17 protein-coding genes and 3 pseudogenes are annotated in these 20430 nt (G+C 62.9%); 10 read left to right on the top strand and 10 right to left on the bottom strand.

Going from position 1 to position 20430, the window contains the following annotated elements; genetic code table 11:
* Positions 1–13 precede the first annotated feature (13 nt).
* A complete protein-coding gene (locus NOF53_RS17590; RefSeq protein ID WP_255971010.1) occupies positions 14–385 on the bottom strand; it encodes a hypothetical protein in 372 nt (123 codons plus the stop codon).
* Positions 386–480: 95 nt separating this feature from the next.
* Positions 481–723, bottom strand: coding sequence for a hypothetical protein (locus NOF53_RS17585; RefSeq protein ID WP_255971008.1), 243 nt, complete (start codon positions 721–723; stop codon positions 481–483).
* Positions 724–924: 201 nt separating this feature from the next.
* Between NOF53_RS17585 and NOF53_RS17580 the strand changes: the two genes are divergently transcribed.
* The 5 genes from NOF53_RS17580 (at position 925) to NOF53_RS17560 (ending at position 5300) form a co-directional block, all read left to right on the top strand.
* Entirely contained in the window at positions 925–1380 is a 456-nt protein-coding gene (locus NOF53_RS17580) for a hypothetical protein (protein WP_255971006.1), read from the top strand.
* A 1162-nt stretch (positions 1381–2542) separates the two neighbouring features.
* The gene (locus tag NOF53_RS17575; RefSeq protein ID WP_255971004.1) at positions 2543–3301 is read left to right on the top strand and encodes an SGNH/GDSL hydrolase family protein; all 759 of its coding nucleotides are present in this window, start codon (positions 2543–2545) and stop codon (positions 3299–3301) included.
* A 218-nt stretch (positions 3302–3519) separates the two neighbouring features.
* On the top strand, positions 3520–3681 hold the full coding sequence (locus NOF53_RS17570) for a hypothetical protein (protein ID WP_255971002.1): 162 nt from the start codon (positions 3520–3522) through the stop codon (positions 3679–3681).
* Positions 3682–3761: 80 nt separating this feature from the next.
* Positions 3762–4949, top strand: a complete 1188-nt coding sequence (locus tag NOF53_RS17565; RefSeq protein ID WP_255971000.1) for a TerC family protein — start codon at positions 3762–3764, stop codon at positions 4947–4949.
* Between the two features lie 51 nt (positions 4950–5000).
* On the top strand, positions 5001–5300 hold the full coding sequence (locus NOF53_RS17560; RefSeq protein ID WP_255970998.1) for a hypothetical protein: 300 nt from the start codon (positions 5001–5003) through the stop codon (positions 5298–5300).
* A 77-nt stretch (positions 5301–5377) separates the two neighbouring features.
* Here the strand turns inward: NOF53_RS17560 and NOF53_RS17555 are convergent.
* The 4 genes and pseudogenes from NOF53_RS17555 to NOF53_RS17540 form a co-directional block, all read right to left on the bottom strand.
* Positions 5378–5796: pseudogene (locus NOF53_RS17555) on the bottom strand (SPW repeat protein).
* A 121-nt stretch (positions 5797–5917) separates the two neighbouring features.
* The gene (locus NOF53_RS17550) at positions 5918–6274 is read right to left on the bottom strand and encodes a hypothetical protein (protein ID WP_255970996.1); all 357 of its coding nucleotides are present in this window, start codon (positions 6272–6274) and stop codon (positions 5918–5920) included.
* A 256-nt stretch (positions 6275–6530) separates the two neighbouring features.
* Positions 6531–7811: a tetratricopeptide repeat protein gene (locus NOF53_RS17545; RefSeq protein ID WP_255970994.1), complete on the bottom strand. Its 1281-nt coding sequence runs from the start codon at positions 7809–7811 to the stop codon at positions 6531–6533.
* Positions 7801–9177 carry an ATP-binding protein gene (locus NOF53_RS17540; RefSeq protein WP_255970992.1) on the bottom strand — a complete coding sequence of 459 codons (1377 nt, stop codon included), beginning with the start codon at positions 9175–9177 and terminating at the stop codon, positions 7801–7803. Before NOF53_RS17540 ends, NOF53_RS17545 begins: the two co-directional genes overlap by 11 nt.
* Before the next feature lie 251 nt (positions 9178–9428).
* On the opposite strand from NOF53_RS17540, the gene NOF53_RS17535 reads away from it, so the two are divergent.
* The 3 genes from NOF53_RS17535 (at position 9429) to NOF53_RS17525 (ending at position 13278) form a co-directional block, all read left to right on the top strand.
* Positions 9429–10142, top strand: a complete 714-nt coding sequence (locus tag NOF53_RS17535) for a C39 family peptidase (RefSeq protein ID WP_255970990.1) — start codon at positions 9429–9431, stop codon at positions 10140–10142.
* A 291-nt stretch (positions 10143–10433) separates the two neighbouring features.
* On the top strand, positions 10434–12029 hold the full coding sequence (locus NOF53_RS17530; RefSeq protein ID WP_255970988.1) for a serine/threonine-protein kinase: 1596 nt from the start codon (positions 10434–10436) through the stop codon (positions 12027–12029).
* A gap of 112 nt (positions 12030–12141) precedes the next feature.
* Entirely contained in the window at positions 12142–13278 is a 1137-nt protein-coding gene (locus NOF53_RS17525; protein ID WP_255970986.1) for a BTAD domain-containing putative transcriptional regulator, read from the top strand.
* Between the two features lie 908 nt (positions 13279–14186).
* Here the strand turns inward: NOF53_RS17525 and NOF53_RS17520 are convergent.
* Positions 14187–15107 carry a S1 family peptidase gene (locus NOF53_RS17520; protein ID WP_255970985.1) on the bottom strand — a complete coding sequence of 307 codons (921 nt, stop codon included), beginning with the start codon at positions 15105–15107 and terminating at the stop codon, positions 14187–14189.
* Between the two features lie 1046 nt (positions 15108–16153).
* Between NOF53_RS17520 and NOF53_RS17515 the strand changes: the two genes are divergently transcribed.
* Both NOF53_RS17515 and NOF53_RS17510 read left to right on the top strand, forming a co-directional pair.
* Positions 16154–16624 (top strand): MarR family winged helix-turn-helix transcriptional regulator, encoded by a 471-nt coding sequence (locus NOF53_RS17515; RefSeq protein ID WP_255970984.1) that lies wholly within the window; start codon positions 16154–16156, stop codon positions 16622–16624.
* A gap of 475 nt (positions 16625–17099) precedes the next feature.
* Positions 17100–17397, top strand: a pseudogene (locus tag NOF53_RS17510) (glycosyltransferase); the annotation flags it as partial.
* On the opposite strand, the gene NOF53_RS17505 reads toward NOF53_RS17510, so the two are convergent.
* From NOF53_RS17505 to NOF53_RS17495, 3 genes and pseudogenes are all read right to left on the bottom strand, one after another.
* On the bottom strand, positions 17390–17737 hold the full coding sequence (locus NOF53_RS17505) for a hypothetical protein (RefSeq protein WP_255970983.1): 348 nt from the start codon (positions 17735–17737) through the stop codon (positions 17390–17392). The pseudogene NOF53_RS17510 and the gene NOF53_RS17505 sit on opposite strands and share 8 nt — an antisense overlap.
* A 167-nt stretch (positions 17738–17904) precedes the next feature.
* A complete protein-coding gene (locus tag NOF53_RS17500) occupies positions 17905–19506 on the bottom strand; it encodes an ABC transporter permease (protein WP_255970982.1) in 1602 nt (533 codons plus the stop codon).
* Positions 19503–20416: pseudogene (locus NOF53_RS17495) on the bottom strand (ABC transporter ATP-binding protein). The gene NOF53_RS17500 and the pseudogene NOF53_RS17495 overlap by 4 nt, the downstream one beginning before the upstream one ends.
* Positions 20417–20430 lie beyond the last annotated feature (14 nt).

The raw sequence follows: 20430 nt of genomic DNA, 5'->3' as shown, positions 1-20430 counted from the left end.
CGGGCGCTGCACTTTATGCCCCTTCGTGCCGGGTATGCGCGGACACGCCGCCTGCGGTGGGCATGCTGCGTGTCCGGGCGCGAGCGGTGAGCCCCAAAATTCGGCTCGTGTCATGGAGGCTGACACAGGGAACGCCGGTCTCTCGCGCTCGTTGCGTCGTCGCCTCGTCCTTCGGTGATCCGACTCCGTCGAGGACGTCGTCCGTCACGATCGCGCACAGTATGTCACCGTCGAGTTCCCGTACCGGTTCCAGACCGTGTGCTGCCATCCATTGCCGGAGCTTCGCCCACCGCGTGACCTCGTAATAGCTCGTGGGGTTCCCGATGAACAGCACCAGCCGGGACCTCCGAGCCCGCGCGACCTCGATGTGCGAGACAGTAGTCATGGTGAGGTTCCTTCCGACGGGGGCAGGCTCTGCGCTGCGGCCAAGGGCCGAATGTGTCCAGCAGGTGCGTCGGCGACGGCGCGTCTTCTCGCGGATCAGGCTCTGCGCTGGACGATCTCGGGTGTCGTGGAAACGTCTGAAAGCCACAGCGTTCCCGAGTGGCCGGCACTCGCCCCGGAACCCGGGGTCGCGGAAGCATCCGCGCTCGAGGCCGATGACGCCGGCTCGTGACCCGGTGCTTCGCGCATGTCTTTCAGTCGCGCAGCCGACCCGAGGAGAACGGCGAGCGGTATCGCGCCGAGTACCCACACCACTGCTATCCCTATGACCCACCACATGCTGTCCAGTATGCCGTTAAACAGACGTCCGGTCTGTTTTTTTGCCGAAACGAGACTTACTACCCAGTTTGGTCTCGTTTCGTTACCTTCCGAGTGGGGTTTGCCATCGGACCGAAGCGCGGATGAATTCCACAGTTCGGTGGCACGATCGAACTCGTGAACGGAAATAGTCCCGGGACAGCTCTGAAACGGACTCGCCTAATGCGGTTACGCACCGCGTGGCGAAAAAACCTCGACCCGAGCGAACAGTCCGCCGTCGTGGCATGGACCGCATTCACCTTGACCTTCGGTGGGGTGCGTGCGTTGACCCATTGGATCAAGGACGGGCACGGGCCCAGCAGCGGCGGGATGACACTCGGTGGCCGCCACTTCCACCATTACAACCTCGGGATTTGTGCACTGGCCGGGGTGGGTGCCGTCGCGGTACGCGGCTCCGAGAAGCAGCGACGGCATCCGACGGTTCCCTTGTCGTATGGCACCGGACTCGCGCTCATTGTCGACGAACTGGCGTTGCTACTCGACTTGGAAGACGTGTACTGGGCCAAGGAGGGACGTACCAGCGTCGACGCTGCAGTGATCATCATCGGCCTCGGCGGGCTGATGACGGCAGGACTGGAGTTCTGGACCGCTGCCCAGCGCGCGATGACGAGGCCGTAACTCGTGCAACGGCCGGAAACCTGAACTGGGGCCACACACTCTGTGAGCCCCAGTTCAGAAAGATGCCGACTTAGGCGCCGCTGGATCCAGCTTCTGACCCGAAGGTGAGGAACTGCGCAAGGAAGGTGACCAGTTCCGTGAGGCTGCCGAAAGCTGAAGACATATCTGCTCCTGTCGAGGCGTTTGGTGGAGAACTCCCGATCTGCACCCTGTCGGGCACTCGTTCTTTCTACACGACTTGCCGGACATCGCAACCGCAACGGCCAAGTGCCGCACTGCAACACGTTGCATTCGTCTCGGCGGGCCAAATCGTCCGGCCACCGAAATTGGCTCCACTCACGTGCCGATGAACGGAGAATCTGCCGGAAAGGAAACCAGACCCGGGTGCTGAGGTCGCAATACTGTTCAGGCTGCAGACATTCGGGCGTTATTAGATCCTCCGGTATGTTTCTTGGGCTCCGCGAGATATTCATCCGCCGGGCGAGTCGGGTTCCACCACTCGCTCCTGCGAACAACCTCCAGGAGGCCGCGGTCTGCCCGCAGTAGTTACTCCACCGGTACCTCGATCGGGGCGCTACCACACGAGCGAGTCGGTGACGGTACGTGTCGAGCGCGAATTCGACGGACGACGATTCTTATTCGGCGTAAACGAGTTCCCCCGATTGCGTTCCCGGAGCCACCATCCTCATAGTCGTGCCCCGAACCAGCCATTCGCTGCGCAGCCGACACGATCGACGCCCGCCGAGCATCGGCCTGTCTCCCGTCACCGAGCAACTGTCACCCTCCGGACCATTGGGTGGCTCCCTGTCGATCGGCGCGGTGCAGGCGCCTCCGCCCAAGCCCCGACGAATGGCACCGGCAATCCGAGAGAACGCCGAAAGTTGCGGCCAGGACGATCTCAGATCGTCCTGCCAGTGCCTCACGACTGTATTCCGGTGTCACTGAGGTCGAATGTCGCGCGAATGTCCAACTCGTGCAGGCACGAAGGGAGCGGTCGCGTTCGAATCCTCCTGCTGTGTGGGTTTATGGGCGCTTGCCGAGAGAAAACAGAGCTGCCTACCTATGCTGAGGCGTGCCCAAAGTCAGAAGTGTTTCGAGTCGTGAAGCCGTAACTCGCCGTAACCGAATCATCGTCGGGTCGATCTGTGCTCTGGTGCTTCTGGTGATCGTCGGTGTCGGTGTTGCGTACAGCACCCGATCCACCAGCAACGACTACGCCAGTTCTTATACCGCGCCGCCGACAGCCCTTCCGACCGGTGTGGACATTCCCGCTGTGGAACCTCCCGACCAGGTGCGACCTGCTGACCGGCCGCTTAAGGCGCTGTTCGTCGGCACGTCGATTACGGCGGGCATGGCCGCATCCAGTGTCGAGTACGCGTGGCCGAACCTCGTCCTCCGTGCTCTCGAGCAGGGTGGTCCTGCTGAGCGCGTGACCATGCCGATCCTTCGCGAGCCACCGGGTACGGCACGGAATGTGTTCTCTTACTCTGCCGCCGATATCCCAACAGGGATCGATCTCGGCGTCATCGAGCTGGTCACCAACGACGTGTCGCGCTCGGAGATCGGCGCCTACCGCGAGAAGTACGGAGAGTTCATCGGTACGTTCCGACAGAAGAACCCGACAGCAACACTCATCTGCCCCGGTGCCTGGACGATCCCCGGCGGCAAGTCCACGGAGCACGAAGCCGCCGCTCGCCAGACCTGCCTGCGCGCCGGGGGCTACTACGTGCAGATCAACGAACTTTTCATGGATCCGCGCAACCGGGGCCCAGCCAACAACCACTCCACTTTCGGCGCCGACGATTTCCACCCGAACAACCTCGGGCAGATGCGGATCGCCGACGAGGTTCTGTCGACGCTGAATGGCCTGTACCCCGGTGCGCCCACACCCACGACCGCCGCACCGGCAGCTGGCAGATAGACGCCCAGATGAGAGGGATAGTCGCCTGAGCCATTGCATTAGGGCTGCTACAAGCGTCGACGCCGCGGTGACCCTGATCGGGCTGGGTGGGCTGATGACCGCTGGATTCAAGTTCTGGCCCGCGGCCCAGCGTGCCCTCCAACGACCGGTTGCGCACGCGTGATGATGCGCGGCTGCGCTCTCAGCATTCCCCAAGGTAGGCGTCGCATACTTGAGCGGTGTGGTGGATTATCGGCGCAGTAGCCGCGTGGATCGCCTTGTCGATCCCGATCGCGATACTGATCGGCAAAGCGGCAGCACAGAAGGACGTGCGCGAACGCACCGCGCCGCCGTCCGGCGACGGCATCGAGGCCGACCCGCCCGACGGGAAGATTGCCTGACGAACGCGCCTGCCAGCCGCGTGATCCCCCGCTAGGCTCAAGGAAATGAACATCCTCTCCCCTTGGTGAAAGTAGAGACGATGCATGTAACTCCGCTGGTCTGGGGCCTGACGATTGTCGTGATCGTCGCCCTGCTCGCGTTCGACTACTTCTTCCACGTCCGCCACGCCCACGTTCCGACCCTGAGGGAAGCGGCAATCTGGTCGTCGATCTATGTGGGACTTGCTCTGATCTTCGGCGTGGTCGTTCTGATCTTCGGTGGCGTCACCATGGGGTCGGAGTACTTCGCCGGTTACGTGACGGAGAAGGCACTGTCCGTGGACAACCTCTTCGTCTTCCTCATCATCATTTCCAGCTTTCGGGTGCCACGCGAAGACCAGCAGAAGGTTTTGCTGTTCGGCATCGTATTCTCGATCTTCGCTCGCACCGCGTTCATCTTCCTCGGCGCCGCGCTGATCAACTCTTTCGCGTGGGTGTTCTACATCTTCGGCCTCATCTTGCTCATCACCGCCGGCAACATGCTCCGGCCCGAGACCGAGGAGTCGCACTCGGCCGACAATTTCATCATCCGGATCGCGAAGAAGTTCATGCACACCACCGAGCACTACGACGGCGACAAGCTCTTCACTATCGAGAACGGCAAGCGGGCCATGACACCGATGCTGTTGGTGATGGTCGCCATCGGTGGCACCGACATTCTGTTCGCACTCGACTCGATCCCGGCGATCTTCGGCCTCACCCAAAATGTCTTCATCGTCTTCACGGCCACCGTGTTCTCCCTCATGGGACTGCGGCAGCTGTACTTCCTCCTCGACGGGTTGCTGGACCGCCTCATCTACCTCTCGTTCGGGCTGGCGGCCATCCTCGGCTTCATCGGCGTCAAGCTGATCCTGCACGCGCTGCACGAGAACAACCTGCCGTTCGTCAACGACGGCGAACCCGTCGCCGTGGTGGAAGTGAGCACCGCGTTGTCCCTCGGTGTGATCATCGGAGTTCTGATCGTCACCGTCATCGCCTCCCTGACAAGCCAGAAGGGCCGGGCCCAAGCGGCGATCGCCGGCGCCCGACACCATGCTGCGAACTACGTTGATCTCGACTACACGGCAGATGCCGACGAGCGCGAGCGCATCTACACCAAGCTCGTCAAGGAGGAGGAGCAGCTCAAGAACCTCGACCCCAAGTTCAAGAAGATGGTGCGCGAGGAGACGGCTCTGTTGGATCTGATCAAGCGCGCCCATGCGGATCATGACGCCTTCCTCAACCGCTGAGCACAGAGCCCATCGCGCGCACGGCACGGCGTCATCGGAGAAGATGGGCCGATGCCGTCGCTCTTCCAGTCACTGGTCTTCATGAACCTTCTGTTCGCGACGACCACCCTGTGCCTCGCCCGGCCGTCGCGGCTCACCGCCACGGCGACCGTCGTCGCCGCCGTGCTCTGGATCTTCGGCAACGGCCAACTCGAAGGTCGGATTCTCTGGGTGGTGACCCCGTCGCACGGACTGACCATGTCAGACCTGCTCTCCGCCGCCGCCCTGTTGGTCGCCGTGTGGGGATTCCTCGAGGCAGGACCGCGAGGACCGCAGCGCGGCCCGCGAAGCCTCCTCCGCCGGCGGCTCTGAACGAGCCCCGCGGGCGACAGCGCCCGTCGCAATCGGCGAGCGCTGTCTCCGATTCCCTTTCGTACGTAGTCGACCGATTACTGCATGCGGTCCTCACGCATCGTCCCCATTGCTGTCACACCGAGACCGAGCAGGCACACCATGGCGCCGCCGAGCACATTCGACCAGATCATGCCTGTGGTCGTGGTGACACCGTCCACCAGCCACGGGCTGACGATCATCCACAAACCCAGCAGCGGCGCGACGAATGTCATCCCATGGGTGCGGCCGTTCGCCGATGTGAATCCGACGGCGAGTAGTGCAACAGCGATGCCCGAGATCAGGTTGCACATCGCCAACCCGGTCTTATCGCCGAAGCCCACGATCCACGGCGACGCCGGCACATACAGCGCCGCGATGAACATCAGGCCCTCTGCCACCTGCGTGACGGGCCTTTCCGCGACCCCGTCGTAGCGATCACGAATGCGGCAATGCCGGGGTGTCTATCGATCGACATTCCGGATGTCGTCGACATGACGCATTCACTCCAAAGGCGAAAACTTTCCCCAACTTTGGGGTGCACGCGCCGGAACCAGCCAAACCGCCGTGAGCAGGAATAGACGCATTTTCCCGGACCGTCACGCCCCCTCGCCCGGCGTCTCGGCCGACAGCGCCATGCGGGCTCGCACCCGGGCCGTCGTGTGCCAGATCGTGGTGGTGTCGTGGACGCTGATGCACGGCACCCCGTTGTCCCGGGCCTGCCGCACGAGGAGTGAGTCGGCCGAGGAACATCTGCCGTCGAGAACGTCCTCGGTCACGATCACGCACAGCACGTCACCGCCGAAGGACCGGATCGGTTGAAGCCCCTGAAGCATCACCCATTGCCTGACCATCGCCCACTGCGACACGTCCGAATGCCGAGTGGGATTACCGACGAACAGCACGCGACGCGACCGTCGCGACCGCGCCGCCGCGATATCGGAAATGGGTGACATGACTGGGTGTTCCTGTCCACGAGGGTGAGCGTTCCGGTGTGCATCAGGGCGCACCGGAACAACTCTCCCGCCCTCGCCGGTTGCCGTCTGTCCCCCGATCGGGCGCAGTTCCGGTGGAAGTCCCCCGTCCCCCGATCGGCCGACCCGAGGTGTCCGCGAAAGTACGCTCGGGCGCACATCGGCACTCAGTTGGACGTTGCATGGTCACGGTTGTGTCCTGCCGCGGTCAGGGCGAGAATCCAAGGTCGAGGGGAAGCTAGTGGCCGCTACTACTCGATGGTCGGCGATGTGCGGACCTGTCGGCGCGTCGGCCGAACGCCCAGGATTTCCGTACCCGGGGTGGTGCCCACACTGTGAGTATTGCGGCGCCACCGACCCAGAATCCGATCTCCTCGACGCTGTCGGGAGAAGCGGCCGAGAGGGTCATGACCAGGGAACATGCAAGTACAACGGCAAGCAACCCTGACCATGCCAACAGCAGTCGCTTACCCAGCCGTCCGTCCTGGGCATGAGCCTCCTGTATCGGGGTGGCAAGCCCGAGCGTCGCGACACCGATCCAACCAACCGACACCACTCCCATGACGAATCCCGCCAGAACGATGACGCACCCGACGCAGAGCACCGCGGAGCACAACCGGGCGACACGGACGTCCGCGAAGGGGAGCAGATGACGATCGGTTCTGTGGTACGACATCAAGGTGGTCAGTATTGCGTCGAGTACCCACAGCGCCCAATGGGCGACGGTGAGGCACGCGAAAAGCACCGCCCATATCCAAAACGGCAGCCACGACTCATGAGTGTCTGCATGCAAAGTATCGAACAAGCTTCGATACAACGAGTTCCGTCGCTTTACCGTCTCGACGAGCGCTTCCCGCGCGGCATCCATGGTGGGGTCCAGGCGCAGCGCTTCACGAAAGGTGGCATACGCGCGCTCTGGCTTATCAGTCGCGCGGACTGCGAACCCATAGGCGAGATGAGCGAACGGGCTTTCCGGCGCGAGGCTCACTGCCCGCTCCGCCCAGGCCAAAGCACCTGGTACGTCGCCTGTGTTGATAAGCGCGATCGACATCAGGCTGAGTAGTTCACTGTTCTCGGGATCGTGTGCGAGTCCTTCGCGGATGGCGCCCATCGCCCAGACCAATTCCCGACGTGCCATGTGCACGCGAGCAATCAATGTCCAGACCGACGAAACGGTCGGATCGATCTTCGTCGCAGCCAATGCAGCCTGCAGCGCCTCGTCGTTGTGCCCGGCGTTATAGAACACCCGGCCCACAACATAATGCGGATACCACCAATCGGGTGCAAGACGCACAGACTCGTGCGCTTCGATCACCGACTCCGCCGACCGATCGAGCCCGGCAAGCACAACAGCCAGGACGGCGTGCGCTTCAGCATGTTGGGGTTCGTCCGACAGAGCGCGGCGCAGTTCACGTTCGGCATCGAGATGCCGGCGGACGGCCATCAGGATTCGGGCACGCTCCACCGCTACCTGCGCGCCACCACGGCCGGTATGCGGACCTCGACGTTCATCGGACATCGCGCAGCCAGGGCAACAGTTCGTCCCAGACACCGCTCTCGTTGGCGTGGAGCACATAGTTGCGCGCTGTCAGAAGCCATTCACGCACCGCCGTCGGTGTCACAGTGCGAATGGCCCTCAGTAAGTCGTCGGTGGTCAACGGCAGCGGGTATCCGGCGCGGATGGAGTCGACGAGCTTGGTCTCGATAGCTCGCTCGAGGACGCCCTCGAGGTCGGCCCCGACAAACCCCTCGGTGGCCGCTGCCAGGGCGTTCATGTCCAGTCGAGTTGTCGGTTTGCCGCGGCACAGAATTTCGAGGATCGCTGCGCGTGCTTTAGCGTCGGGCGGGGGCACGAAAACCATTTCGCCGAAGCGTCCCGGTCGACGGAATGCGGTGTCGACATACCAGGGTGCATTGGTGGCGGCGAGCACGAGTATCCCCTCATTTGCTCGGTCATCGACGCCGTCGAGTTCCGCGAGGAACTGGTTGATGACGTGGCGGCTATGCCCACGCATGTCCGACCGACGTGACGCGAGCGCGTCCACTTCGTCGAAGAACAGCACACACGGAGTGCGGCGCCGCGCCATCTGAAAGATGCTGTGCAGGTTGCGTTCACTCGAACCAACCCACATGTCCAAGATATCGGCGAGTCCGACATCGATGAAGTCGGCGCCGAGCTCACCCGCAGTGGCCCGCGCGAGATGGGTCTTTCCCGCGCCCGGCGGGCCATAGAGCATCAGCCCTCCGCCGGCCGTCTTCCCGTATGCAGCGAACAGCTCCGGTTTCTGAATGGGAAGCAGCAGTTTCATCCGCAGCGTGTTCTTCACGTCCTCCATTCCGGCGACGTCGACGAAGGTTATGTGCGAGCGCTGTGCATCGAGTATCGGTTCTTCCGGACGCTCGTCCTCTTGCGCGCCGGCACCACCTACACGCACCCGCTGTGAGTCAGCCGGTGGAGTGTGCGCCACTGTCGGTGGGGTGTCAAGAGCGCCCAGCCGTGCTGCCATATCAGCATCGGCGAGTGCGGCATCCTCGTTGATGGCCTGTTGATACTGAGCGGCTGCCGCCGCTTTGTCACCGTTTCCGAGAAGAGCCATTGCGGCCACGATCCCGGCGCGGGCCGGCCGCCTGGGTTCGGTTGGAAGCGACTCGAGTGCGATCAGTGCGGCGCCGCTTTTGCCTTGTCGAACAAACGATTCCGCGAGTCCGATGATGACTTCCGGGTCTCCCGGGGCCAGGAGCAGGGCCGCCTGATATGCCGCCTCTGCTTCTGTGGACTTCCCCGCCGCGAGTAGGGCATCGGCGAGGAGTCGCCGCAATGGGAAATTGCCGGGCGAGAGCCGGGCTGCCTCCCGCATCGCATCGAGCGCTTCACTGTCGCCCATGGTCGATTCTCACTCACTGCGCGCAGGGCCGCCGACCGGACGCGCACCGCCCGATTCTGCCTAGACATATCTGTCGTACGCTACTCTCCCCCGCGATCCAGCCGGAGGGGATCACGTACGGAAGCGTGACAGGCTCGAGCAAGTCGTCCCGGCGGGGCGCTTTCGGCATAAGGATCCGTTCAGAAGTGGATAAGCACAACCTCGTTAAGTAGGCCTCACCCACATCCGGCATTCGATCGAAGGCATTCACCGTGTTCAATCACCGAATCAAGACACTCACCCGTTCCGCTGTCGTCTCGGCCCTCATCGGACTCGCCGCACTCGGCTACGTAGAAGCCGCGAACGCGGCTGCTCCTGCGGCCGCAGCCTCCTCCACAGTCTCCGTGTCGACCATGATCGGCGATCCGGCAGAATCGGTACGGTACTGGCAACGCCAGCACTTTTCGGACTGCGCGGAGATGGCGGTTGCGAGCATTGTGGGAGACCTGACGGGATACCTGCCATCAGAACGTGAAATCCTCGGAATTGCGCAAACCACTCCGAGTACCGTGCGGCAAGGACCCATCTTCGATCCCGATGTGCGTCGCAAGGACGACCCGTCGCCGGCTGGACCTGCAGCGGGAGGAACCCAGCCCGCAGACATCCCCGTTCTGTTCGCGGCATACAACATCGACAGCGTTGTCTCACAGACACCCAACCCGGAAGCAGCAATCGAGGGAGTGATGCGCGCCCTCGCAAGTGGCCACCGGGTCGTCGCCATACTCGACTCCGACACCATTTGGAACATTTCGGGGGATCGCACCCGGCCAGACCATGCCGTGTCCGTCATCGGCATCGACACCGCCACTGCGACGGTGTATCTCAATGACAGCGGAATCGACGAGGGGCGTGGCGCGGCGATTCCCGTCGATGTCTTCGCCGCAGCGTGGGCGACAAGCGATCATCTAATGGTTGTAGCAGCCTGATCGGCCGCTGCAATGCGGGCGGGTAGCCGGCTTGGTTGAAGAGGAGGGCCTTGGTGTCGGAGGACATCAAGGCCCTCCTCTCACACTTCGAGTTCGCCCGAAGCTGACAACGTTCCAAGGTTGCCGTGTCTCACGCACGCCTTGTGTTCAGGTAAGGCCCCGAATTAGAGTGAGTTCTAGCGGTGATCTGCCCCTTCGCCACCTGCAGCCTTTCTTTACCTAGGGACCACCCGCGATTTGGTGCGGCAGAACATCGAAGCCGTTGCACCTTCTGCGGCCGGGGAGTACGGCATGAGTGACATGGCGCGTGGTTCGCGGGTAGGCGCACAGTTCGGTCCTTATCTCCTGCGAAGGATGATCGGCCGGGGCGGGATGGGCGAGGTTTACGAGGCCTACGACGTTTCGAAAGACCGTGTCGTCGCCGTTAAACTGCTGCCCCCGACGTTCGCTGAGGATCCGATCTATCGTCAACGCTTCCAGCGTGAATCTCGCACCGCCGCTCGTCTTCAGGAACCACATGTCATCCCGATCCACAATTACGGTGAAATCGACGGCGTCCTCTACCTCGACATGCGGCTGGTCGAGGGAACAAGTCTCGGTGAGCTACTGGCCAGGAACGGGCCGATGGCAGCCACTCGGGCAGTGGAGATCGTCGGCCAGATAGCGTCCGCTCTGGATGCGGCACACGCGGACGGACTGGTGCATCGCGACATCAAACCGGAAAACATACTTGTCACGAGACACGATTTCGCCTACCTGGTGGATTTCGGGATCGCGCATACGGCGGGCGACACCAAGCTCACGTCCATGGGAACAGCAGTGGGCACCTACGCGTACATGGCACCGGAAAGGTTCGACGATCGCGAGGTCACCGGTCGCGCAGACGTCTACTCGCTCGCCTGCGTGTTGTACGAATGCCTTACGGGATTGCGGCCCTATCCCGCGGACAGTGTCCGAGTCGTCGTCAAGGCTCACCTCCTGGAGCCCATCCCACTTCCCAGCCGGGTTCGACCGGGCATTGCCACGGCATTCGACGATGTGATCGCCACAGGAATGGCTAAGGACCCGAACGACCGATACCATACCGCGGGTGATCTCGCCGTCGCCGCACAAGACGCGCTCACGGCAGGAGGGCACGCTCAGACGATCCACGACGCAGGCAAATTCATCACGCACTCGACCCCACCACCAGAACCCAGGGCGCCGTATGCGCCCAACTTCGGCTCTACGCCACCTCCTCCGCCTCCCTTTCCCGGCCAGTATTTCGCTCCCCGGTGGGATCCCGCACTTGGCGAACCCAGGCGTCAGGAGCCCCGGCGCGGGTGGTGGAGAGCTCTGGTCGTCGCGGCCGTTGTTGCGCTGGGCTTATTCGGCATCGCTGGGCTGTGGTACACGGTAACTACTTCCCGAAATGCGGATCCGGGCGCGTCGGCTCGAGCATCTACGTCAACGGCACTGGATGACCAAGCACAAGAGGAACTCTTCAGTCTGCTCCCCGCCGGATACAGCCGCGCAAATTGCGACCCCGACACCGAGGACCTCGCGCCAGCGGAGGCCGGGGTCCAGTGTGACGCCTACCCTGGCCAAGGCGGACCAATTAGCATGGCTGTCTATCTTTACGACGACACGACCGATCTTGCTCGCGATGTCAGTAACACCGTGAAGTACAACGGCACGGGCTTGATTCCATGTCCCGGCGACACCGCTCCTGGGCCGCTCAAATGGCACTACAAACGCAGTCCGAACCAGAATGCCGGCGACTACGCCTGCTACACCGAGAGCAACGATCCACTCATCGTCTGGAGCAACGACAGCGCACTCACCATGACCATAGTTCGGGGAACCGACCTGGCCGCATTGTGGAATTGGTGGTCGAACAACTCGTGAACGGAAGGAACATCAGGCAGCACGCTGCCACCACGACGCGACTGGTCAAGACCCACCCCCATGTGCTCGGGCGTATCGGACGCGCACCCATACCGGCACCAACGGGGTCACCATGAATCAAGGCGAACGAGGGAACCCCCCGGTAATCGAATGCCGCATGCTCGGGCCGGTGGAAATGATCGTCGATGATACGACGCGACCCCTCGGCGGCCCGAAGCAGCGGGCGGTGCTCGCGATGCTCGCCATTAACCGAAACCGGCCCCTGTCAGCGCAAACATTGGCCACCACCGCCTGGGACGGCCGACCCCCACCGGACTACCGAGGTAGCGTGCAAGTCGTCATATCAAACCTCCGGAAGCTGATCAGCGACAGCAAGATCGAGGCACGATCCGTCCTCGCTTCTGCGCCGCCCGGGTATCGACTTACCCTTTCCGACGAGCGGTGTGACGTGGGTCGGTTCCAACTGCGAAAGAAGCAAGGTTTCAAAGCGGCCGCCGACCACCGCTTCGAAGAGGCATTCACCCACTTCACCCACGCCTTGCAGGAATGGCGGGGCGAAGCGCTCAACGATCTGCGGGGCATGGGTTTCGCCGATTCGTTTGCCGCTGCCATGCAAGAAGACCAACTAGCGATCATCACCGCCCGGGCCGAGTCCGAGATCGCATGCGGTCATGTCGACGCGGTCATCTCCGAACTCACACCAATCGTGGAAAGGCATGCACTGAGAGAACCGCTGTGGGCTCAGTTGATCACAGCGCTCTACCTCGGCGGCCGGCAATCCGACGCACTCGGCACCTGCCGGCGCCTACGTTCACTGCTCGCCGCCGAACTCGGTATCGATCCAAGTCCTCGGATCCAGGAATTGGAATCGTCCATTCTGCGACAGGAAGCCCTCAATGTTCGCGCCAAGGCCGCCGCAACAGCCGCAGTCGCCATGACGATCGTCGACGATCGGCAGGTGACGAATCATGCTCGCCTCCACGACAGGACAGGTCGTGTATTCCCCATCAACGCAACGGAAACGAGCATCGGCCGGATGCCCGACAACGATGTTGTACTCGACGACGGGAACGTCAGCCGGCACCACGCGGTCATCGTAGGTACCACCGATACCTACGTCATCAGAGATTTGCATTCGTCCAACGGCACCTACGTCGGCGGCCAGCGCGTCGTCAACAGCGCAGCCCTCTCACACGATGACGTCATCCGAATCGGCCACCACGAGCTGGCCTTCGAGATATCAGGCTAGACCGATGCTGCACAAAGCGCGTGGTCGGGCGAAGTCTTGACCATAAGGAACTTGCAAGAAGTTGGATAGCTGATGGTCCGATCCTTGAGGTGTCAGCAAGAACATCAGCCAAGAGAAAGCCACTTCACATGCTTACTCGCTCTGCACTCGCCAACTTGGTCAGCGCAACCGTCGTACTCGGATTGTCGACCATGGGAGTCGCCGGTACGGCGGTCGCCAACGCGGCCCCCGACTCGTCGCCCACAAACTCACAGAACCAAGCTGCACTGAACCATCTGGCGAGCACACTACCGACCGGATACGACACCTCAAACTGCGCGGTAGGCACACCGAATGCTCCTGCGGTGGCGTCCTTGGAGTGCGGTAAATATCCAGCGTCGGGCGGCCCGGCTGGGACTCTGTACTACCAGTACACCAGCTCCGACGGTCTTAATGCAGACTTCGCAAACGTTCTTGGAAACGTGAGGGTCACGGCCTGCCTGGATGGTTCCGAGAGTCCCGGAGAGTGGGGCTACGGGCAACAAAGCACTGGTCTACGTGCCTGCGCGATCATCAAAAGCTCACCAGCAGTTATCTGGACCAACGAGGCTGACCTCACCATGGTGGTGACGTTCGGGGCGGATAGCGAAAATTTGCTCCAATGGTGGGAATCGGTCGCCTAGACCACGTCACTGCCAGGGACGGGAATCGCAGGTGCTAGTGCAGCACTCCGGGGAAACACAAATGAATGCGGAGAGGCCGTGGCCAACCCTCGCGATTCCTGTCTTGGTCAGCACTCATCGCGGGGACGAGACCACCTTCAGTTGTCCACCGCCGCATCGTTCCCCGAACATGTAGGTCCGGTAAACCCAGCTGCTATGAGTAACATTGGGGCTGATGAGCGTCAGCAGAAGTACCCGGCACACGGGTCACTTCTCCGTCACCCCGTTCTTTTGCAGAAATCTATTCAGATCCGCGGTATCGGTGACGAAGTTGAACGCGTTCCCCTCGACGCTGCCGCCCGTACTGCTGCGGAGGGCCTTGCGACTGTTAACACCAATGACTTCGCCCTGGTCATTGATCGTTGGCCCGCCCGACATTCCGGACGAGACATCGGCGTTGATCTCCAACGTTGCAACCCCGTTCTGACCGACTTGCGACGAGGACACGGTCCCTGTCTTGAACGACGGGTTCGAAAGCGCATCGGTCTTGCTGCCGTCGGCTGCATCAACCACGCCAGGAAAGCCGATCGCGGTTACGGCCTCCCCACTCTTGGGCGCCTCCGTCGCGACACCCAAGAACGGTGTCTCCTTGTTCAGGCCGTTCGCACGCAGCAGCGCTAGGTCACCGTCCTCTGCGGGCACCATGTCTGCGACCTGCACGTCTCGCCATTCTGAGATCACGCGGCCGTCGATGTCGGGCTGATTCACCTGAACCCTCAGGTCGGGGGGCGACCCGGACTCTTCTCCGCCGACAGAGCACTCGTCCAAACATTTGCTGACGTCAGCCGCATTCCAGCCGTTTTCTTTGCCTACTGCCCGGATCAGACTCTCGCGTTTCGTGTCCGATTCCGGATCCACGCAGTGTCCAGCCGTCATAATCTCGCCGGATGCACCCGCAAACCACCCGGTGCAGCTACTGAACACGTCGACTGACTCCGACGTCCACTTCCACCCGGTGGTGCTGGGATAGTAGACCCATCCGGTCGACGTCATCTCCATGTAGACGATGCTGTCGTCGATCTGCTCGTTCGTCGGGACAGCGGGTGCCGACTCTCTAGAGCACCCTGCGATCAGCACGAAGGATGAGATGGCCGCAGTCGCAAGGACGGCTGCCTTGGTCGGTTTCATGATGGGGACTCCTGTCGAAATGAATCTGAGGCGGCTCCCCACGGACGAACATCCGCTTCCCGAGTTCGCAACGTTCGTCCGGTCGGAGTACAGCGATGGAACATCGACCACGCTGGCAAGGACATATTGAGCGACCGCGCTAATGTCGCTTAGCCGTGCCATATTCAGCTGCACCTCTCGCCCTGCCGGAGAAGGAATCCGGATCCTCAGACCAATGATCACGGCGATCATCCGACTGGCCGTCTACAGCTACAGGCACTTCATTTGCGACACGCTGCGGGTGTAGAACGATGGGCTACCCGTTCGGGCACATGATGTCGCTCCGAAATTGGTTCACCCACAGATTGTTTGGCGGATTTGCCGGTCGTCGTTGACCGAACTCGGAAGTGACTCCTTTGTAACTAGGGGATCAGAAGGAGAAGGGCAGCTGCCGCTAGCGCGACGCCACCGGCCGGCTGAAATCTCGATGATGATCGTCGGGATGGTGCTACCACAGGCGAATGCTTGCTGCGGGAACAGCCAAGGTCGAGCCCGAAGTCGATCATGAAACTGCCTTTGAACTGCGCTTGGAGGTGCTCTCTGCTCATCGGGCCGTCGAGTATGGGCCGATAATCTCAAGTTACTCTCTCGGTTGCCGTGTTTCTAGAGCAACTTCATACCAGTTGCTCCGGTTGGCGGACCAGCTGTAGACGTCCGGCCCACATTGCATTCTTCCACTTCCGCTGCGAACGTCACCCCTGCGGAGTCGGTTTCGGTCGAATGCCTGCGGCGCGAGAAGATGTCGACTCTTTCTCGAGTCGGCAGCCAACGGACCCTCGGAGTAGCGTCCCGTGAGCCACGGGTCGCTTCTGCGCGTGACATATCGAACCCGAGCCCAACTTTCCACCTGACGGAAATCTCCGCGCTCGCCTCGGTGTCAGCCCCTCACTCATGTTGGGTGCATTAGCGTTTCGCGTGCGAACTCCATACGCGGAGGCTAGGGGCCGAAATACTGTCGACCCGACTCTGGCGATTCTTTCAGTGCGGTTGGCGCTATACTTGTGCTGGTGAATCACGATCGAAATCAGTCGCTTGCGCTGCTCGTTCGTGATTTTGCGCTGGCGGTATCGCGGTATCGCGCTGCCGCCACCGACCGCGACATCGGACTCACCGAAATGGTGGCATTAGGCCACCTATATGCGAACGGGCCCCTCACGCCCGGCGAACTCGCGGCCGAACTCGTGATCACCAGCGCGTCAGCAACCGAACTCATCGATCGACTGGAAGAAGTCGGGTACGCCCACCGCCGCGCACACCTCACCGATCGCCGCAAACGCTTGGTAGATCTTACTTCGAATGGCAGGAAGGCCGCGACGACGCTGTACAGCGACTTCGGGGCAAGGACCGCCATGATCTACGGGATGCTCACGAGCAGCCAACAGGAGGGAGTTGAACGTTTCCTCACAGAGGTAATCGCACAATTAGAGCGTCCCGCACCTGTCGATCCAACACTCGAGCCCCCCTCAGAATCGCGCTAGCCTACCGCCTTCACCGTGAGTGCCCGGGCAAGGTCCTGATCGACATCGCCGTCACCTCTACCCTCGGTCGTGACCGTCGGCCAACGTGAAACCGGTGTAGCGGCGCCTAAACGTCTGTCGAATCAGCGGATCGCTTACCAGCTGACGTTGCCGTGCGGACCGTCGAAGGGACCTATATCGTGCCGCCACCACTCTCGACGCAAAACCCGTGCGGAGCGCAAAAACCGTGCGGAGATCGCCGCCACATGCCGCGATTATCCGAGTTGGGCCTATAGGACACTCTCGATCGAGCGCGCACAACGAATTGAGACCGTGACCGAATGCAATGCTATCGGCATACATGCGCGGCATTGTTGCCGAAGTCATCGACAGCCGTGTCGACGAGGAGATCGTCTAACCGGAGGGCAAACAACGAGCAGTGTGGTCGGGGCCGGGGTCTTGTTCGCCTACGTACGCGCGACCATCTGGGATTGCTCTGTCGACGAAGGAAGGGTTCGGCGTCGCCGCGATGGAAGCCCTTGCCGCCGGCGTGCGCGTCGTCGCCCGCGACCTCCCCGTTCTCCGCGAAATCTTCGGCGGGGCAGTGCACTTCGCGTCCACCCACGCAGAGATGGCCGACGCACTCGCCCAGCCGGCAGACCGACGACGCCTCGCACACGGCCGGGCGCTTGCCCGTTCGCACAGCTGGGACGACGCCGCGCAATCCCAATCTCCAGTTCTACCGCAAGCTCGCCGACCAGCGATCGGCGTTCACGGTCAGCGGGTTCACCTGACCGCAGAGCTCCCCAGCGCCATGCGGGCTCGCACCCGGGCCGTCGTGTGCCAGATCGTGGTGGTGTCGTGGACGCTGATGCACGGCACCCCGTTGTCCCGGGCCTGCCGCACGAGGAGTGAGTCGGCCGAGGAACATCTGCCGTCGAGAACGTCCTCGGTCACGATCACGCACAGCACGTCACCGCCGAAGGACCGGATGGGTTCGAGTCCCTGAAGCATCACCCATTGCCTGACCATCGCCCACTGCGACACGTCCGAATGCCGAGTGGGATTACCGACGAACAGCAGGCGCCGCGACCGTCGCGACCGCGCCGCCGCGATATCGGAAATGGGTGACATGACTGGGTGTTCCTGTCGACGAGGGTGAGCGTTCCGGTGTGCAGCAGGGCGCACCGGAACAACTCTCCCGCCCTCGCCGGTTGCCGTCTGTCCCCCGATCGGGCGCAGTTCCGGTGGAAGTCCCCCGTCCCCCGATCGGCCGACCCGAGGTGTCCGCGAAAGTGCGCTCAGGTGGCGGCGATGTCGCGACGGCGGAATGCCGTCACTCCCCCACCCGCGGCCACACCCGCAACCAGTAGGAGGACGACAAATGGCGCCGCCGCGAAGGATTCCAGCGGCATCTGCGGGATGTGGCCCAGCGGTGAGAGATCGCCGATCCAATCCGGCAGTTGCAGGAGGGGGCCGAAGGTGCCGACCAGGTACCCGAACACCGGCAGGACCCGGACCACGTTGAACGCCCGGGGCACCACACCGAACAGCAGCGCAGCGACCGCGGCCACGACCAGAACCGCCGGGGTGTGCGCGAGGTACGCGAGTTTGAGTGTCACGACGTACCCGAGATCCCCGGTCACCAACGCCGCACCGACTCCGGTGGCGACGCCGGAGAGGCCGAGCAGCACGATCGAGCTGGCCGCGGCGGCGGCCACACCCGATCCCATCCATCCGATCCGGCTGGTTTTCGTGGCCAGCACCGGGTCGGCGCGCCCGGCCTGTTCCTCGCTGCGCAGGCGGCGGACGGACAAGATCGCGAAGCAGGAGACGAGGAAGGCCATCGTGAAGCCCATCAAACCGAGGTAGCCGTCGACGAGGTTGTCCTCGGCGCCACCCATGATCACCAGGATGTCGTCGGGGAGGTCCGCGAACGCGTCGGCGATCGATTCGGTGAACGCACCGTAGAACAACCCGGCCACACTCAGTCCCACCGCCCAGCCGATGATGGCGCCGCGCTGCAGCCGCAGCGCCATGGTGAACGGATGCGACAGCGCCTCAGACGCTTCCGCAGCCCCTAGCCGCGGCGCCATCAGGCCGGCGCCGACGTCCCGGCGGCCGACGAGCACGTAGGCGCCGACCAACGCGGCACCGGCAAATACGATCGATAGCGTCAGGGGCCACCAGCGGGGGTCGACGAACACCCGGGTTTGCTGCGACCACGCGATCGGGGACAGCCAGGACAGGGCACTGCCGTGCTTGGCTGTAAGGTCACCGATCCCGCGGACCAGAAAGGCGGCCCCGAGGACGGCGGCGGCCAGCCCGGTGGCGGCCCGCGCGTGTTCGGTCACCTGACACATCACGGCCGTGATCGCTGCGAAGACCAGGCCGAGGGCGGCGAAACCGGTCAGGAGCAGCAGGGAGCCGGCGGCGTCGAACCCGGTGCCGGCCAAGGCCAGGGTTCCGGCCACGACCAGGGCGGTGTTCGCGACCAGTGCGGTGAGCATCGCCGCGGTCAGCGGCGCGAATCGGCCGACCACCCCGGCGAGGACTAGTTCGGTGCGGCCGCCCTCCTCCTCGAGTCGGGTGTGACGCACTATCAGCAGGATGTTCATCAACGCCGAGGCGACCATCAGGTACAGCGCGTACTGATTGGCGAGGAACGCCTCCAGGGTCGGGTTGTCCATGCCGTAGCCGGGCCCGGACATCATGATCGCGGCGGGACTGTTGGCGAAGGACGCGACGTTGGCGATGTCCTGGTCGGTGGGGTACGCCAGCTTCAGGGCGTTACCGAAGTACATCGTCATCACCGCGATGCCAAGCACCCAGGCGGGCAGCTTGATTCGGTCCCGCCGCAGATTGAATCGCAGCAGAGCCGGGGTGGCGCGGAGTGCTCTCATCGCACACCCCCCACCGGATCGGTCTGGCGGGCATCACCGTAGTGGCGCAGGAACAACTCCTCGAGCGAAGGCGGTGCGCTCTCGAGACTCCGCACCCCGTACTCGGCGAGAGCCCGGATCACCTCGTCGAGGTGGGCATTGTCCACCTCGAAAACCGTACGGCCCCGTTCGAACCGCAGCTCGTACACGCCAGGAAGCTGGGTGAGCGAGGAGGCGTCCCGGTCGGTGGCGGCGGAGATCGTCGAACGCGTCAGGTGCCGCAACTGCTCGAGCGTCCCGGTCTCGACCGCCGCCCGTCCCGGATGATAGTAACGGTGTCGCAAAGCTTTTCGACCTCGGCGAGGATGTGACTGGACAGCAGGACGGATCGGCCCTGCTGTTTCACCTCGTCGATGCACCGCTGGAACACCTGCTCCATCAGCGGGTCCAGCCCCGATGTCGGCTCGTCGAGAATGAGCAGTTCCACATCGGAGGCCAAACCGGCGATCAGTGCGACCTTCTGCCGGTTGCCCTTGGAGTAGGTGCGGCATTTCTTGCGGGGGTCGAGTTCGAAGCGGTCGATGAGTTCGGTGCGGCGGGCGGGGTCGACGTTTCCGCGCAACCGGCACAGCAGGTCGATCACCTCGCCGCCGGTCAGCATCGGCCACAGACTGACGTCCCCGGGCACATACGCCAGCCGCTGATGGAGTTCGACGGTGTCGCGCCACGGGTCGAGTCCGAGGACGCTCGCACTTCCTGAGTCGGCGCGCAGCAGCCCGAGCAGCACCCGGATGGTGGTGGACTTGCCGGCGCCGTTGGGGCCGAGGAAGCCGGCGACCTCGCCGCGGCCGACGGTCAGGTCGAGTTCGTCGAGGGCGGTGACGGTTCCGAAAGTTTTCGTGAGGTTCGCGACCTCGATGACAGTGTTCATGGAGGTTCCTAATG

The organism is Rhodococcus tibetensis, from assembly GCF_024438035.1.
Lineage (GTDB): Bacteria > Actinomycetota > Actinomycetes > Mycobacteriales > Mycobacteriaceae > Rhodococcus_F > Rhodococcus_F tibetensis.
The sequence above is the reverse complement of the archived record's forward strand: the minus strand, read 5'-3'. Positions and strand labels throughout refer to the sequence as shown.

What these genes read in the sequence shown, in the direction of transcription:
- NOF53_RS17565 (WP_255971000.1), top strand. Translation starts at nt 3,762, where the DNA reads ATGCATGTAACTCCGCTGGTCTGGGGCCTGACGATTGTCGTGATCGTC.
- NOF53_RS17590 (WP_255971010.1), bottom strand. Translation starts at nt 385, where the DNA reads ATGACTACTGTCTCGCACATCGAGGTCGCGCGGGCTCGGAGGTCCCGG.
- NOF53_RS17540 (WP_255970992.1), bottom strand. Translation starts at nt 9,177, where the DNA reads ATGGGCGACAGTGAAGCGCTCGATGCGATGCGGGAGGCAGCCCGGCTC.
- NOF53_RS17550 (WP_255970996.1), bottom strand. Translation starts at nt 6,274, where the DNA reads ATGTCACCCATTTCCGATATCGCGGCGGCGCGGTCGCGACGGTCGCGT.
- NOF53_RS17525 (WP_255970986.1), top strand. Translation starts at nt 12,142, where the DNA reads ATGAATCAAGGCGAACGAGGGAACCCCCCGGTAATCGAATGCCGCATG.
- NOF53_RS17580 (WP_255971006.1), top strand. Translation starts at nt 925, where the DNA reads ATGCGGTTACGCACCGCGTGGCGAAAAAACCTCGACCCGAGCGAACAG.
- NOF53_RS17500 (WP_255970982.1), bottom strand. Translation starts at nt 19,506, where the DNA reads ATGAGAGCACTCCGCGCCACCCCGGCTCTGCTGCGATTCAATCTGCGG.
- NOF53_RS17545 (WP_255970994.1), bottom strand. Translation starts at nt 7,811, where the DNA reads ATGTCCGATGAACGTCGAGGTCCGCATACCGGCCGTGGTGGCGCGCAG.
- NOF53_RS17585 (WP_255971008.1), bottom strand. Translation starts at nt 723, where the DNA reads ATGTGGTGGGTCATAGGGATAGCAGTGGTGTGGGTACTCGGCGCGATA.
- NOF53_RS17505 (WP_255970983.1), bottom strand. Translation starts at nt 17,737, where the DNA reads ATGTCACCCATTTCCGATATCGCGGCGGCGCGGTCGCGACGGTCGCGG.
- NOF53_RS17530 (WP_255970988.1), top strand. Translation starts at nt 10,434, where the DNA reads ATGAGTGACATGGCGCGTGGTTCGCGGGTAGGCGCACAGTTCGGTCCT.
- NOF53_RS17520 (WP_255970985.1), bottom strand. Translation starts at nt 15,107, where the DNA reads ATGAAACCGACCAAGGCAGCCGTCCTTGCGACTGCGGCCATCTCATCC.
- NOF53_RS17560 (WP_255970998.1), top strand. Translation starts at nt 5,001, where the DNA reads ATGCCGTCGCTCTTCCAGTCACTGGTCTTCATGAACCTTCTGTTCGCG.